This window comes from Agrobacterium vaccinii (genome assembly GCF_021310995.1).
Taxonomy (GTDB): Bacteria; Pseudomonadota; Alphaproteobacteria; order Rhizobiales; family Rhizobiaceae; genus Agrobacterium; species Agrobacterium vaccinii.
In genome coordinates this window covers 366,888-382,431 of the sequence record NZ_CP054151.1, presented here as the reverse complement: position 1 = coordinate 382,431, position 15,544 = coordinate 366,888, and the positions used below count along the sequence as shown (strand labels likewise).

The 15,544-nt window shown below is 58.2% G+C and carries 13 protein-coding genes; 6 read left to right on the top strand and 7 right to left on the bottom strand.

Annotated features, from left to right (window positions below):
• Positions 1-11: 11 nt before the first annotated feature.
• The 5 genes from HRR99_RS16875 to HRR99_RS16855 all read right to left on the bottom strand — a co-directional run bounded on the left by HRR99_RS16875 (position 12) and on the right by HRR99_RS16855 (position 6,148).
• Entirely contained in the window at positions 12-1,217 is a 1,206-nt protein-coding gene (locus tag HRR99_RS16875; protein WP_233123875.1) for an amidohydrolase/deacetylase family metallohydrolase, read from the bottom strand.
• Between the two features lies 1 nt (position 1,218).
• Positions 1,219-2,097, bottom strand: coding sequence for an ABC transporter permease (locus HRR99_RS16870; RefSeq protein WP_233123874.1), 879 nt, complete (start codon positions 2,095-2,097; stop codon positions 1,219-1,221).
• A 13-nt stretch (positions 2,098-2,110) separates the two neighbouring features.
• Positions 2,111-3,052, bottom strand: a complete 942-nt coding sequence (locus HRR99_RS16865; protein WP_162698342.1) for an ABC transporter permease — start codon at positions 3,050-3,052, stop codon at positions 2,111-2,113.
• An 85-nt stretch (positions 3,053-3,137) separates the two neighbouring features.
• Positions 3,138-4,667 (bottom strand): ABC transporter substrate-binding protein, encoded by a 1,530-nt coding sequence (locus HRR99_RS16860; RefSeq protein WP_233123872.1) that lies wholly within the window; start codon positions 4,665-4,667, stop codon positions 3,138-3,140.
• Positions 4,668-4,819: 152 nt separating this feature from the next.
• Entirely contained in the window at positions 4,820-6,148 is a 1,329-nt protein-coding gene (locus HRR99_RS16855; protein ID WP_233123871.1) for an aminotransferase-like domain-containing protein, read from the bottom strand.
• Positions 6,149-6,246: 98 nt separating this feature from the next.
• Here HRR99_RS16855 and HRR99_RS16850 point away from each other — a divergent pair, with 98 nt between their 5' ends.
• The 6 genes from HRR99_RS16850 to HRR99_RS16825 all read left to right on the top strand — a co-directional run bounded on the left by HRR99_RS16850 (position 6,247) and on the right by HRR99_RS16825 (position 12,100).
• Positions 6,247-7,209 carry a substrate-binding domain-containing protein gene (locus HRR99_RS16850; protein ID WP_233123869.1) on the top strand — a complete coding sequence of 321 codons (963 nt, stop codon included), beginning with the start codon at positions 6,247-6,249 and terminating at the stop codon, positions 7,207-7,209.
• A 43-nt stretch (positions 7,210-7,252) separates the two neighbouring features.
• Positions 7,253-8,143, top strand: coding sequence for an ABC transporter substrate-binding protein (locus HRR99_RS16845; RefSeq protein WP_112501282.1), 891 nt, complete (start codon positions 7,253-7,255; stop codon positions 8,141-8,143).
• Entirely contained in the window at positions 8,140-9,063 is a 924-nt protein-coding gene (locus HRR99_RS16840; RefSeq protein ID WP_233123867.1) for an amino acid ABC transporter permease, read from the top strand. The genes HRR99_RS16845 and HRR99_RS16840 overlap by 4 nt, the downstream gene beginning before the upstream one ends.
• On the top strand, positions 9,060-9,842 hold the full coding sequence (locus HRR99_RS16835) for an amino acid ABC transporter ATP-binding protein (protein WP_233123865.1): 783 nt from the start codon (positions 9,060-9,062) through the stop codon (positions 9,840-9,842). Before HRR99_RS16840 ends, HRR99_RS16835 begins: the two co-directional genes overlap by 4 nt.
• An 87-nt stretch (positions 9,843-9,929) precedes the next feature.
• Positions 9,930-11,111, top strand: coding sequence for a M20 aminoacylase family protein (locus HRR99_RS16830; RefSeq protein WP_233123864.1), 1,182 nt, complete (start codon positions 9,930-9,932; stop codon positions 11,109-11,111).
• A 35-nt stretch (positions 11,112-11,146) separates the two neighbouring features.
• Positions 11,147-12,100, top strand: a complete 954-nt coding sequence (locus HRR99_RS16825; protein WP_233123862.1) for an ROK family protein — start codon at positions 11,147-11,149, stop codon at positions 12,098-12,100.
• 1 nt (position 12,101) lies between these two features.
• Here HRR99_RS16825 and HRR99_RS16820 read toward each other — a convergent pair whose 3' ends face one another.
• A complete protein-coding gene (locus HRR99_RS16820) occupies positions 12,102-13,220 on the bottom strand; it encodes a CobW family GTP-binding protein (RefSeq protein WP_233123861.1) in 1,119 nt (372 codons plus the stop codon).
• Positions 13,221-13,332: 112 nt separating this feature from the next.
• Entirely contained in the window at positions 13,333-15,474 is a 2,142-nt protein-coding gene (gene scpA, locus HRR99_RS16815; protein WP_233123860.1) for a methylmalonyl-CoA mutase, read from the bottom strand.
• Between the last annotated feature and the right edge of the window lie 70 nt (positions 15,475-15,544).

Genomic DNA, 15,544 nt, shown 5'->3' with positions numbered 1-15,544 from the left:
TCTGGCAGCGCTCAGCGGTAGGAATAACCGTGGCTGTGGCGAACCAGTTTGCGGGCGCGGGGAATGTAGCGGCGGGCGACGGTCGCTTCCGCACCGATCACCGCATAGCGCGGCTCGAACAGTTGCTTCAGTTGCGAGACATCGCCGTTGGAATCGGTCGCTTCGAGATCGGAATCGATGACATCGAAGATCGTGAAATCGGCGCGCGCACCGACCGACAGGCGGTCTTGCATGTCGAGCTTGATGACCTCTGCCGGGGCGTGGGTCACCGCATTGACGACCTTGTCGAAGGGCATGCCGACCGACATCAGCTTCGACATCGTCGTTGCCAGATCCCAGACCGGGAAGTTCATGGAATGGCCGTGCAAATCGGTCGAGATCGAATGCGGCAGCAGGCCACGGGCAATCGCCGCTTCCGCGACCTTGAACGAGAAGGAGGCTCCGCCATGGCCGATATCGAGCCGCACGCCTTCGGACGCACAGCGTTCGGCCAGATTGAAGAGGTCTTCGTCTTCCATAATGGACGAGCCTGCCTTGCCGTTAAAGCAGTGGGTGACGACATCGCCGGGGCCGAGGATTTCCAGCACTTCGTCGTAGAGCGCCGGCGGCTCACCGACATGCACCATCATCGGTATTTTGAGGATTTTGGCGATCTTCTTGCCGAGCTTGACCGGCGTGACGCCCCATGAACCAGTGATGACGTGGCTGGCGCGCACTTTCAGACCGACGATATGCTCGCTGTTTTCGGCGTAGCATTCGAGGATGCGATCAAGATCGATGTCTCTGATGTCGCGCAGTTCCGCCACGCGATTGCAGGCCACGAGACCGATGGAGCCGAGGTTGAGGAACGCCTTGATGCGCTCTTTGGATGGCTCGATGATATATTCGCGGAAACCGTGGAAATTGGCTTCACCGGCAGAACCTGCATCGACCAGCGTGGTGACGCCGCGTTCTGCCCCGCATTCCGAAGGGCGGATCGAGATATCGGTGCCGCCGTGCCAGATATGGACGTGCAGATCGACCCAGCCGGGCGAAACCCAGGCGCCCTTGCCGTCGATGCGGGTCGCATCGGCAGGCGCGTCTATGGACTGGCCGATGGCGGCGATCTTGCCGTCTGCACCGACCAGGATATCCGTTGCGCCTGAGTGTGCGGTTTCGCCAAAAGCCATTGGCTTGACGTTGGTGAGGAGGAGCGGCTTTGCGTTTTCGCCGGTCATATTACAAATCCCTTCGCAGTCTTGGATCAAGCATGTCCCGCAGTCCATCGCCCACCATTTGCAGCGACAGCACGGAAAGAATGATGGCAAAGCCGGGGAAGTAGGTCATCCAGTCGGCCTGCCCGATATATTGGCGGCCAGCGGCGATCATGGTTCCCCAGGTTGGAATTTCGGGGCTGACACCCAGCCCCAGAAATGAAAGGCCCGCCTCTGCCAGCATGGCGCTGGCGAACAGGAATGTTGCCTGCACCAGAATGGGCGACAGCAGATTGCGCAGCACATGCCGTGTCATGATGTGGAATGTGGAAATGCCCAGCGCCTGTGCGGCCTCCACATAGGGCAATTCACGGATAACCAATGTGGAAGCGCGGACGATACGCGCCAGACGCGGCGCATAGACAATCGACAGCGCGATGATGACCGTGGTCAGCGACGGGCCGAGCGCTGCCACCAGCGCGATGGCCAGCAGGATATCCGGGAATGCCATCATCGCGTCGATCAGCCGGGCAATCGGCGTATCGAGCCGCTGGAAGAAACCTGCCAGCAACCCAAGCGTTACCCCAATTGCCGCCGACAGGACGACGACGGATGCGCCGATTAGAAGAGACAGCCGCGCTGAATAGATCGTGCGCGAGAAAACGTCACGACCGAACTCATCGGTTCCGAACCAGAACATTTCGCTTGGCGGTTTCAGCCGGTTGACGATGGACAGTTTGGATGGCGAGTAAGGTGCGATCCATGGGGCAAGCGCCGCCAGCAGTACGAAGACGACCAGAATGATAAGGCCGAGGGCCACCGTCTTGCGCTTCAGGAACCGGCGAAAAAATTTCGAGCCTTCGCTCGCCTCGGGCTGTGGGGGTGTTGCTGCAATATCGACCATCTGTCGCGCCCCCTTAATAACGAACACGCGGATCGATCGCCAGATACAGCATATCGATTGCGAAATTGATGAGGACGTAGAGCGCGGCAATCACCAGCAGAGCTCCCTGGATGACGGGATAATCCCGGCGCAGAACGGCTGACACCACGAGACTTCCGACACCCGGCAGGCCGAAGACGGTTTCGGTCACGACGGCGCCGGAGATCAGCACGGCGGCGGTGAGACCGATTACCGTGAGGATCGGGATCAGCGCGTTTTTCAATGCATGTTTGAGAATGACGCGGCGTTCGACCAGACCCTTGGCGCGCGCCGTGCGGATGTAATCGTCACCCAGCACGTCAAGCATGGATGCGCGGGTAAACCGTAGAATGAGCGCCGAGGAGACGATGCCGAGCGCAAAGGCGGGAAGCGTCAGGTGATACATGCGCTCCGCGAAGCTCGCGCCCGGACCGCCATAGCCCGAAACAGGGAAGATGTTCAGCCGCACGGCAAAAAACTGCATGAGAATGAGGCCAAGCCAGAAACTCGGAATGCTTGCAGCCAGCATGGCGATAGTGGTCGCGGCCTGGTCGACGAAAGAGCCACGGCGATAGGCCGCGTAAATGCCGATGGGCAGCGCGATGATGGTGGCGATGGCGAGCGAGAAGATCGTCAGGAAAAAGGTGGGCTCGGCACGATCCAGCAGCGCCGAGGTAACGGGCATGTTGAGAAAAATGGATTGTCCGAGATCACCCTTCAGCATCTGGCCGAGATAGAGCAGATATTGCACGACAAGTGATTGATCGAGCCCCAGCCGCATGCGCAGATCGGCAATGTCCTGAGCGGACGCATCCGGGCCGAGCATGACGGCGGCGGGATCACCCGGAGTTACGCGCACGATGACGAAGACGATTGTCACGACGAGGAACATCACGACGATCATGCCGAACAGGCGCTGAAGAATGTAACGGATCATCTATTTCTCTTTCCATGCTCCAGAAAGGACCACTTTCGAAGCCGGATGCCGCCGCAAAGCGGCATCCGTGCACGATCGAAAAGGGTTACTTCGTGATGGATGCATTCCAGAAATACGGCCATGGAGCCGGGTCGACACCCTCGACCTTCTTTGCCTTGGCCGTCAGTCCGTTGAAGTCGCCGATCTTCATGTAGGGAATTTCCTCATACATGGCTTTTTGAACATCGGCCCAAAGCGCGACCCGCTTTTGCGGATCGGATTCGGCGGAGAAAGCCTCGACCGTCTGTTTGCGCAAAGGCGTGTCCCACCAGCCGGGAGAGGTCGGCGCGAGCGAACCGATCAGTGCCGGTTCCGGCAGGAAGGGGCTGTGGGTGATGTAGATGTCCCACAGAGCCTTATCGGCACGGCGCTGGGTCAATGTTGCCCAGTCCACGACCTGAAGATCAACTTTGAAGCCGGCGAGTTTAAGATATTCCGCAGCGACCTGCGCCATCTTGTAATGGAATTCATACTGGCGGCTGGTGAGAATGCGGATGGGCTTTTGCCCGTCATAGCCCGCGGCCTTGGCAGCTTCGGCGGCACCTTCCGGGTCTGCAAGATTGTATGCGCCCTCGACACCGGCATCGGTGTTCCAGACGTAGTTCTTAGGATAAATATCGCCATCGACGGTGTAGAAATCCGTGCTGCCGAAAGCGGCGGCCAACATGTCTTCCATGTTCAGCGCCTGACGGATGGCCTTGCGCATAGCCACATCCTTGGCCACACCTTCCGCCGTGTTGAATACGAAGACCGGATAGCCGAACGGCTTCAGGACGACAGGCTCGGTGACGGACGACGACTTGACCTTGTCGAAGGATTCAACCGGCAGGCTATCGACATAGTCGTATTGCCCGGAGACCGCAGCCTCTACGCGGGTGTTCGCATCCGGCACCGGGACGAACCGGATTTCATCGAGATACTGATGGCGCGCGCCACCATAACCGTTGCTGTCGCCTTCCCGGGACTTGTAGCCATCAAAACGCACGAGCTGGATATATTGGTCTGCCTTGCGCTCTTTCAGCATATAGGGACCGGTGCCGATAAACTCCTTCATCGGCTCATCCTGCTTTTCCGCAGGCAGGACAATGGCTGCCGAATTGTTGAAGGCGAGAAGCGAGACGAGCGGCGCATACGGCTGCTTCAACGTAATGGTGACCGTCATCGGATCGGTCGCTTCGATCTTGTCGAAGAAGGATGCGGCCTGCTTGCCGCGAGAGGCGACTTTCACCCAGCGGTTAAGGGAGGCGACGACGTCGTCGGAGGCCATATCGGAACCGTCATGGAACTTGATGCCGGACCGAAGCTTGATTGTGTAGGTTTTGCCGTCGGCACTGATCTCCGGCAGGCTTTCGGCCAGAAGCGGTGTCGGCTTCCAGTCCTTGTAGAAGGTGTAGAGCGTCTCGAAAATATGCTGTGTGACGATGCCGACAAGGTCAGCCGTTGATGCCATGGGGTCGAGTGTCGGCGGCTCGCCAATCGTTGCGACGTTGATGACGCCACCCTTTTCCTGTGCTGAAAGAAGAGTGGGGGCGGATATCAATGCTGTGGCGATCAGAAATGCTAGCTTGAGTCTCATGCGAAGCTCCCGGTTTTTAGATGTTCCATTATTATGTTATGTAAGACTTTATAACAGAATATCTAAATGAGACGGGCTGTCAATCGCGTCGGAACGCCGTTGTGCATAATTGCTAATTTAAGGGGATGAGAAGTGCGGCCGTGCGCACCCGGTCACAGCTGATTGGCGAGCGCGACCGCATCCGCCACGCTGTCCCATTTATCCTGCAAGAGTGTGGAGGTGGCGATGCGAATATGGTCACCGGGCAGGAGCGTGAACTTTCGGCCTGGATTGATGGCAATGTTGCGTGCGGCAAGCGTGACCGTGGCAAAGGGTTCTGACGCAACCGGCAACCAGAGACAGAGGCCGCTGCCGGGACGCGTTTCCACGCCCCGTGCCCGCAGCGCATCCGCCAACCCATCGCGGCGCTGTTGATAGGTGGCGCGCGCCTTTGCCATCGTTTTCCAGCTATCTGGATTGCGCAGAAGCCATGCGGTTGCTCCCTGCAGCACACGGCTTGTCCATCCGGCGCTGAAGGCGCGATAGGACTGGATTTGCTCGACAATGATGGCCGAGCTGGAAAGGATGGCCAGCCGCAGGTCGGGTCCCAGCGTTTTGGAGTAAGACAGGATATGGATGGTCCGCTCGGGAAAACGCTTGCCCAGGGAGTGCGCCTTTGCTTCCGATATGTCGCCCAAGCCATCGTCCTCGATGATCAAGGTCGCGCTGCCGGAAAGTACATCGCCCAGTTCAGACATGCGCTCCGGGCTGACGGTTTGGCCGGTGACGGAATGAAGCCGGGGTTGATACAGGAATGCTGCCGGTCGCGCCTTGAGGGCTGCATGAAGTGAAGCGGGTGTCGGTCCCTGTTCATCGCACAGGACGGGAATGATCTTGACGCCGAAGTCCTCCAGAATATCCAGAAGACGCATTGCCGTGGGGTTTTCGATGGCTATGGCGGAGCCGGGCGGCACGAGGGCGCGAATGGCGGTATAGACGGCATTGTAGCCGCCGTTGGTGACCAGAAACGCCTCGGGCTCATAGGGCCAGCGCTTCGAAGCGGCATCGTGGAGTTCAGGAATGATGCGTGAGCGCTCGTAGTCATTCAGCTTGTCCACAGTCGCTGCGTGGGCGAGAGCCTCTGCAAGCGGTGGCAGAAGCGAGGTGTCCGGCACGGCCAACGTCAGATCGAGTGCGTCGGGTCCGTAATTGCCCGCGCTGGCAAAGCGCTCCGGCTTGGCGATGAAGCTGTCGCCGCTGACCCATGTGCCGTTTCGCCCTCGACCGGTTATAATCTTGTGACGTCGCAGGTCTGCCCATGCTTCGGATAATGTCGCCGGGCTTATCCCCAGCTCGTACGCCAGATCGCGGATGGACGGCATACGCGTTCCCACGGGCAACACGCCTGCGCGGATCAGCGCGCTCGTCTCCAGCGCGATACCACGGATGGTGCGATCGGCTATTTTTTCAGCAAGCCAGCGGGCGGAATAGGGGGTGCTCATAATTTTTGCCTTTAAATGTTCAATAACGTAATAACATTTGATGTTTGTAATTTGAACATTTAACTTTTCGTTATCGAGATTTTTTGTGAGCATCAAGCATGACTGTAACGCTTCGCCTCGCCCTCCGCGACTGGGACTACATGACCCCGTTGATCCTCGGAGATGTGTCTTCGCCACGCCTCAATGTGAAAGTCGACCGTGTCGGCACGCTCGTCTCCAGCGTCGCGAATGAAGCCGCTTACGATGCCGCAGAAACATCGTTCAGCCGTTATGCACAGATGCGCCATGATGGTGACGAGAGCGTCATCGGCATGCCCAACTTTATCATGCGCGGCTTCCGTCACCGCTGCATCATCACCAGCAAGGCAAGTTCTATTCGCCAGCTCTCCGATCTGGCAGGCAAGAAGATCGGCGTGACTGGTTGGCGAGATTCCGGCAATACGTGGACCCGCGCTGCCATTCGCCGTGAAGGCGTCGGTGTGGAAGACGCGATGTGGTATGCTGGGCGTCTTACCGAAGCACATCCGATTACCGATCGCCTTGATGGTTTCGGTCGCCCCGGTCGCATCGAGGCCGCCCCTGGCGAGCGTCCAATGGTCGATCTACTTCTGGATGGCGGTCTGGACGCCGTGTTTACGCCTTTTATGCCGAAGGGGTTCTTCGATCAGGATTCAGCATTGAGACAGGTTCTGGACGACTACCGTTCCGCCGAAGTCGATTACTTTAACGATGTCGGTTACGTGCCGGGCATGCATCTGATCGGCTTTAAAGCCGAGATCGTGCGCGAACATCCGTGGATTATGGACGAGTTGAGCGAGCTTCTGGATGCATCCCAACGCATGTGGCTGGAAAAGCGTGAGAAATATGCCGATACCACCCCGTGGATGATTGATGAGCTACGCCGTTGCGCTGCCGATCTTTCTCCTTCGTGGAACGTTAATGGCTTTGAGGCGAACGAGAAGATGATCGCCGATTTTACGCTGGAACTCTACGAGCAGAAAATTCTGCCGCGTCTTCTGTCGCCCGCAGATTTGTTTCCAAACCATGCTTCGGGTCACTGACCCGTTCGAACTTTCCGAGTTGAACCATAAAAAGGGGAATACCATGCACTCGAAACTCACCGCTTCCGTTGCTGCCCTTGCCGTTTTGCTGGCCATGCCGGCAATGGCTCAGGACGCCGCCATTCCGCAACAGACCGTCAACAAGGAACTGAGCGCCCGCCTGCCGGAGAAAATCCGCACCGATGGCAAGATGATATCTGTCAACAACGGCTCCTTTCCTCCCTACGAAATTGTCACTGGCACAGAACTGACAGGCGCCAGCGCCGATCTCACCGAAGCACTGGGCCAATTGCTGGGCGTGAAAATCGAGCATGCGACTGTAGGAGGGCTTCCAGCTCTGCTGTCCGGCGTCAATTCCGGGCGCTACCAGTTCGCATTCGGCCCGGTAGGCGATTTCAAGACCCGCCAGGAAGCCAATGACTTCGTGGACTGGGTGCAGGAATTTGTCGTCTTCGCAGTCCAGAAGGGCAATCCCAAGGGCATCGTCTCGCTGGATACGGCCTGCGGCAACCGCATCGCTGTGATGGCGGGCGGCTCGGCTGAAAAGGTCATCAAGGCGCAGGTGGAAAAGTGCGCCGCTGACGGCAAGAAGCCGGTCGAAGTTCAGTCCTACACCGACCAGCCAAGTTCCATTCTGGCGGTGCGCTCCAAGCGCGCAGACGCGTTCTTCTCCTCGCAGGCCCCACTGACCTATTTCGTCTCGCAGGCGAACGGACAGCTTGAACTGACCGGCGTCGGTGAGAAGAACGGTTTCGACGATCTGTTCCAGGGCGCTGTCGTGCCAAAGGGGTCGCCACTCGGCGAAATCCTCCGCGACGGTGTTAAAATCCTCATCGATAACGGCACCTACGATGCCATCATGAAAAAGTGGGGCCTTGAGAACAACACGATCAAAACACCCGGCATCAATCTGGTGGGAGTTGAAAAGAAATGAGTGCGGCGCCTGCCCATACCGCACCGCCTTCCGACGGTGCGGACCCGCGCGATGTGGCAAATGCCCATCGCCCCTTTCAGACCGGGCGGGTCACCCTGTGGCTCATCACCGTCTTGATCGCCGCGAATTTCGCGTGGATCGTCGGCAATAACGAGAATTTCGGCTGGCCGGTCGTTGCGCAATATTTCTTTGACCCGACCGTCATGCAGGGCCTGTCCGTCAGCCTGGGGCTGACGGTCGTGGCCATGCTGATTGGCGTCGTGCTGGGCTTGCTGCTGGCCGTGGCGCGCATGTCGCAAGACGTTCTGGCAAGCTCGCTATCTGGCCTGTTCGTCTGGTTCTTCCGCGGTACGCCCCTGCTTGTGCAGCTCATTTTCTGGTACAATCTGTCGACCCTGTTTCCAGAAATATCCATCGCCATCCCATTCGGGCCGACGCTGGTAAGCTGGGAGACCAATTCCGTCATCACGCCGATGACCGCTGCTATCGTGGGGCTTGCGCTCAACGAAGCGGCCTATATGGCGGAAATCATTCGCGGTGGTCTTCTATCTGTAGATAGAGGACAGGCCGAGACGGCAGAAGCTTTCGGGATGACCAAGGCGCGCGCACTGTGGCGGATCATCATTCCGCAGGCCATGCGCTCCATCGTCCCGCCAACCGGTAACCAGCTTATCAGCATGATCAAGGCGACATCGCTCGTCAGCGTTATCGCCATGGCCGATCTGCTTTATTCGGTTCAGTCGATCTACAACCGCACCTTCGAAATCGTCCCGATGTTGATGGTCGCCGTCATCTGGTATCTGCTGATCACCTCCGTACTCAACATTGGTCAGGGTTACATCGAGCGCTATTACGGCAGAGGCGACCGCCGCACCGCGATGGCTCAGGCCCCAGCCGTTCAGCAGGAGGCGACCCCATGACCACTGCATCCACAATCAAGCAGCCACTGGTGCGGGCCCGCAATGTCCACAAGGCGTTCGATCAACTGGAAGTCCTCAAGGGCATCGACCTCGACGTCTATCCGGGCGAGGTCGTCGTCGTGCTCGGTCCGTCCGGCTCGGGAAAATCGACGTTCCTGCGTTGCATCAACCATCTGGAGTCCATCAATCGTGGCTCCATAGAGGTCGATGGGGAGCAGATCGGATATCGCTTCAGGAACAACAAGCTGGAAAAACTGTCCGGCAACGCCATTGCTGCGCAACGGCGAAACATCGGCATGGTGTTCCAGCAGTTCAATCTTTACCCGCATATGACTGCCTTGCAGAATGTCATCGAGGCGCCGGTTGGCGTGCATGGTGAAAGCAAGGCGCAGGCGACGGCCTATGCGCGGGAGTTGTTGCAAAAGGTTGGACTTTCCGACAAGGCGGATAACTATCCTCGCCAGCTTTCCGGCGGCCAGCAGCAGCGCGTGGCGATTGCCCGTGCGCTGGCCATCAAGCCTAAGCTGATGTTGTTCGATGAGCCGACATCCGCGCTTGACCCGGAACTGGTGGGTGAGGTTCTGTCCACCATGCGTGATCTGGCCCGCCAGGGTCTGACGATGATCGTCGTCACGCATGAAATCGGCTTTGCTAAAGAAGCTGCTGACAGGGTCGTTTTCATGGATGGCGGCCATATCGTGGAGATGGGAACACCGGAAGAGGTGATCGGCAATCCGAAGCACCCGCGTACCCAGGCCTTCCTGTCACGCTTCCTTTGATGCCATTTGCGCTATGCCCCGCTTCAAATGCGGGGCATAGTTCCAGTTTTTCCAGTGTGCTGCACCACCTTCTCGATTGGAATTCCCATGACCGTGCTCGACAATGCTTTTGCCCGTGTGTCCGATTTCAAGGATATGGAACAGGAACTCGTGGAGACGCGACAGCATCTTCACGCCAATCCCGAACTCTCATTCGAAGAAGCGGAAACCGCGCGTTTCGTGGCGGAAAAGCTCGAGAGCTGGGGCTATGAGGTTACGCGCAACGTCGGCGGTCACGGCGTCGTCGCACGGTTGAGCGTAGGCGAGAGCAAGAAGGGTATCGCCATCCGTGCGGATATGGACGCGCTTCCCATTCTGGAAGAAACCGGCAAGCCCTACGCCAGCAAGACACCGGGCAAAATGCATGCTTGCGGTCATGATGGTCACACGACCGTACTTCTTGGTGCCGCCCAACATCTCGCCAAGACCCGCCGTTTCAACGGCACCGTTACGCTGATCTTCCAGCCTGCCGAAGAGTCCGGCAAGCCAAGTGGAGCGCAGAAGATGATCGCCGATGGGCTGTTCGAGCGGTTTCCGTTCGATGCGATTTTCGGCCTGCACAACCATCCCGGTGCACCGGAAGGGGCTATTCTGGTCCGTTCCGGCCCGTTGATGGCATCATCGGATACAGTGAACATCACCATCAAAGGCAAGGGCGGCCACGCCTCGCGTCCGCACCTCACCATTGATCCCATCGTGGTCGCCTGCAATCTTGTGGTTGCCTTGCAGACCGTCGTCTCGCGCAATATCGATCCGACCCAGACCGCGGTCGTCACCGTGGGTACTATCCATGCGGGCGAAGCGGTCAACGTCATTCCCGAATATGCCAAGCTTGCGCTCAGCGTCCGCTGCTTCGAACCTCGGATTCGCGCTTTGCTGGAAGAAAGAATTACCAAGCTGACGCACTCCATCGTTGATGGTTTTGGCGCGTCGGTTGAGCTGAATTACGAGCATGGCTATCCTGTTGTCGCCAATTCGGAAGAAGAGACCGCTTTTGCCCGCACCGTGGCGGAAGAACTGATCGGATCTGAGAATGTCTCGACCTGCCATCTTATTCCCGGCAGCGAAGATTTCTCCTATTTTCTGGAGCACAAGCCAGGCAGTTTCCTGCGCCTTGGAAATGGTGTGAACTCGGCCATTTTGCACAGTCCGAAATATGATTTCGCCGATGCCAGCCTGACCGTTGGTGCGGCCATGTGGTCGAGACTTACGGAACGATATCTGGCATAAGGCGCAAATCAGCGTTTGATGCCGGGAGTTTTCGTTTGATCGTCTGTTTCGATATTGGTGGCACCGCGATAAAGGGTGCTGCCGCCTGGGCCGTGGATGATGTGCGGCCAGTGGCGCGGCGGCAAACACCCATCCATGATTTCGACGCTTTCGTGGGCGTGCTGAAGGACGTTATCGCCGAAATCGGTGGCACGCCGGATTGCGTCGCGCTTTCGATTACAGGGATCATCGATCCCGATACCGACAAATCCTTCATCGCCAATATTCCCTGCGCCCATGACAGGCCGCTGAAAGCCGATTTGGAAACGGCGCTTGGCCTTCCGGTCCTCATCGCGAACGATGCGGACTGCTGTGCTCTGGCGGAATATGGCGTCGGGGCAGGGCAGGGGCATCGCGTCATCTTCAGCGCTATCCTCGGCACCGGCGTCGGCGGCGCACTCGTCATAGACGGCAAGCTCATCAACAGCGCTGGGGGCTTCGCGGGAGAATGGGGACACGCGCCTGTGGCTGCGACACGCGCTGGAAATCCACTCGTCGATCTACCCCGCTTTTCCTGCGGCTGTGGGCTTGAGGGGTGTTTGGATGCCATTTGCAGTGCGCGCGGAATGGAAAAGCTCCACCGTCATTTGACGGGCGAGACCGTCGCCGCCGAGGATATTCTGGACAAATGGCAGTGCAATGATGCAGACGCCGCTCGCACCATCGATATCTTTGTCGATATGCTGGCAGGCCCATTGGCACTGCTGATCAATGTCACAGGGGCGACCATCGTGCCCGTAGGCGGTGGCCTTTCGAATTCCGTAGCGCTGATGACCGCGCTCGATGAGGCGGTGCGATCTCGCATCCTGCGACGGTTCTCACGCCCGCTGGTGGTACGCGCGCAATGTACGGTGGAGCCCGGTCTGGTAGGGGCTGCTGTTCTGGGCTTCGATTTCCTCCGTCAGGCAGCCGAACTCGGCAACCGTCCCGATCAGCAAGTTTCTAACTGAGTTAGAAGCGCAGTCCAGGCACTGCGAGCGGATTATCCATGACCGCTTGCTGGTCCGGCCTGTCGATATGCACCGCACCCGTGAAAGCACCAAAGAGGTCTTTGACGAAAGCCTCCGGCAAATCCTTGGTGATGAGCACCATGCGCGTGCGCTGGTCGGTGGGGTCTGGCCATGCGGCGAGACGCTGTGGCGGGTGAAAGATGGATTGCACCCCATGCAACACCAGTGGCCGGTCGGGCCGGTCTGAAAGCTGGACGATCGCCTTCATTCGCAGCAGCTTTTCGCCATGCGCGGACCGCAAGAGATCAACGAACATTTCCAGCGCCATCGGTTGGATGGGTGCATCATGCACGATTGAAAACGAGCGGATGGAGGCATTGTGACGGTTCACGTCATGATGATGGTGGTGCCCGTGGTGATGATCATGGTCATGGTGGCCATGATCATGTGCGGCTTCTTCGCCAAGCCATCGGCTGACATCACCAATTTTGTCGGCGGCATCGTAAAGGACGTTTTCCAGAAGAGAGACCGCAGACCAGTTCTCATTGTCGCCATTCTCAACGGTCGCTCGCGGGTTGAGCGTGTTCAGCCTCGCGGTCAGTTCTGAAACCTGTGACGCCTCGGCAAGGGCCTGCTTGGTCAGAACCAGCCTGTCCGCGACGGCAACCTGTTTTTCGGCTTCGGGATGATTGTCGAGCGTAGCAAGACCATTGACGGCATCGATGACCGTCACCACGCCGTTCAGCGAGAAATTTTGCGCAATAACAGGGTTGCCGATGATGGACTGCATGACGGGCGCGGGATCGGCGAGGCCGGTCGTTTCGATGACGACGCGGTTGACCTTCTTCAGTTTACCGGTCTGGATGCCGTCCATGAGTTCGGCCAGCGTATCCACAAGCTCACCCCGCACGGTGCAGCACAGGCAGCCTTCAGCAAGCTCGATAATTCCATCGCCAGACCGCTCCACCAGCAGGTGATCGATGCTGACATCACCGAACTCATTGATGATGATGGCGGCGTCCTGCATGGCAGGGTCTTTCAGAAGCTGATTCAGCAGCGTCGATTTTCCCGCGCCGAGAAAACCCGTGATGATGGAGACCGGTATGCGCTCGAGTGCCATGGGGCGACCTGTAGTGTTAGAACATTACATAAACTGGAACGTCTTATAGCAAGAAATCTCTGCGTCGGAAGCAGGGATTTCTGAAATGTTGCGACGGGTTACCGAACGCGGCTCATGCGTTTCGAAGTCGGCCTTGCATGAGGTCGATCACGGCGCGCGCCGCTTCCAGCACGTTGGTGCCGGGACCGAAGACGGCGGCAACGCCATGATCCAGAAGATACCGATAGTCCTGTCGCGGCACGACGCCGCCGACGATGACGATTACATTTTCTGCGCCATTCGCTTTCAACGCTTCGACCAGTTGCGGTGCGAGCGTTTTATGGCCAGCGGCAAGCGAGGACATGCCGACGACATGGACCTTGTTGCTGACCGCCAGTTCCGCAGCCTCTGCTGGCGTCTGGAACAGTGGGCCCGCAATGACGTCGAAACCGATGTCGCCAAAGGCCGACGCGATGATTTTCGCACCTCGGTCATGGCCATCCTGCCCGAGTTTTGCGATCAGCATTTTGGGCTTGCCGCCCACGACTGCCGCCAGTTCACCCAGCCGAGTGCACAGCGTTGCGTATTCCGGGTCATCTTCATAGGCGGCGCCATAGACATCGTGCACGACCTCCGGCACGGCGGCGTGATCGCCGAACACGCTGCGCATGGCATCAGAAATTTCGCCGACTGTCGCGCGCGCGCGCGCCGCATTGACTGCCGCTTCAAGCATGTTGCCGTTGCCGCTCCGCGCAACCTCGGTCAAAGCTGTGAGGGTTGCCTCCACGGTTTTCGGGTCTCGCTGGCGCCGCACGGTTTCCAGCCGCCGGATCTGCGATGACCGCACCGCGCTGTTATCGATGTCGAGAATATCAATGGGGTCTTCATTTTCCAGCCGGAACTTGTTGACACCGACGATGATCTCGGCACCGCGATCCACCGCTGCCTGTCGCTTCGTCGCAGCCTCCTCGATCAGCCGTTTTGGTAGCCCATCATCGACAGCCTTGGTCATGCCGCCCAGAGCTTCGACTTCCTCGATCAGCGCCCAGGCTTTTTCTGCAAGTTCATGGGTCAGGCTCTCGACGTAATAGGATCCCGCCAAGGGGTCCACGACTTTCGTGACGCCTGTTTCATGCTGAAGTATCAACTGGGTATTGCGGGCGATCCGCGCCGAGAAGTCGGTCGGCAAGGCCATCGCTTCATCGAGCGCGTTGGTGTGGAGCGATTGCGTGCCGCCCAGTGCTGCCGACAATGCCTCATAGGCTGTACGAATGACGTTGTTGTAGGGGTCCTGCTCCTGCAAGGACACGCCCGATGTCTGACAGTGCGTTCGCAGCATGCGCGAGGATGGTTTTTGTGGCTCGAACTCGTCCATGATGCGCGACCACAGCAAACGCGCGGCCCGCAGCTTGGCGGCTTCCATGAAGAAGTTCATGCCGATAGCGAAGAAGAAGGAAAGACGCCCGGCGAAGTCGTCGACGTTCAAGCCCTTTTTCAGGGCGGCCCTGACATACTCCCGGCCATCTGCGAGCGTGAAGGCCAGCTCCTGCACCAGTGTCGCGCCAGCTTCCTGCATGTGATAGCCGGAAATGGAGATGGAGTTGAAGCGAGGCATCTCTTTTGCCGTGTACTCGATGATATCTGCAATGATGCGCATCGACGGTTCGGGTGGGTAGATGTAGGTGTTGCGCACCATGAATTCTTTGAGAATATCGTTCTGGATGGTGCCGGAAAGCTCTTTAACCGAACAACCCTGTTCCTCACCGGCGACGATGAAGTTGGCAAGAATGGGAATGACCGCGCCATTCATGGTCATGGAAACCGACATGTCCTTCAGCGGAATACCATCGAACAGAATCTTCATGTCTTCGACGCTGTCGATGGCGACACCCGCTTTGCCGACATCGCCTAAGACGCGTTCGTGGTCACTGTCGTAACCGCGATGGGTGGCAAGATCGAAGGCGACGGAGAGACCTTTCTGACCCGCAGCCAGATTACGCTTGTAGAAAGCGTTGGATTCTTCCGCCGTGGAAAAACCCGCATACTGACGAATGGTCCAAGGGCGCCCGGCATACATGGTGGCACGTGGCCCGCGCACGAAAGGCGCAAAACCCGGCAAACTGTCGAGATGGGTAATGTCTTTGACGTCTTCGGCGGTGTAGAGCGGCTTGACATCGATGCCCTCAGGCGTGTGCCAGACAAGGCTCTCAGGCGACGTTTTCAGCTCCTTTTCGGCAAGCTCCTGCCAATCTCTTACCGTCTTTTCACCGGACATCCATCTCTCCTCTGCCAGCAGCATTACCATCTTAGTAAACGGTAACGATTTACCTCCCGAATTGGACGCA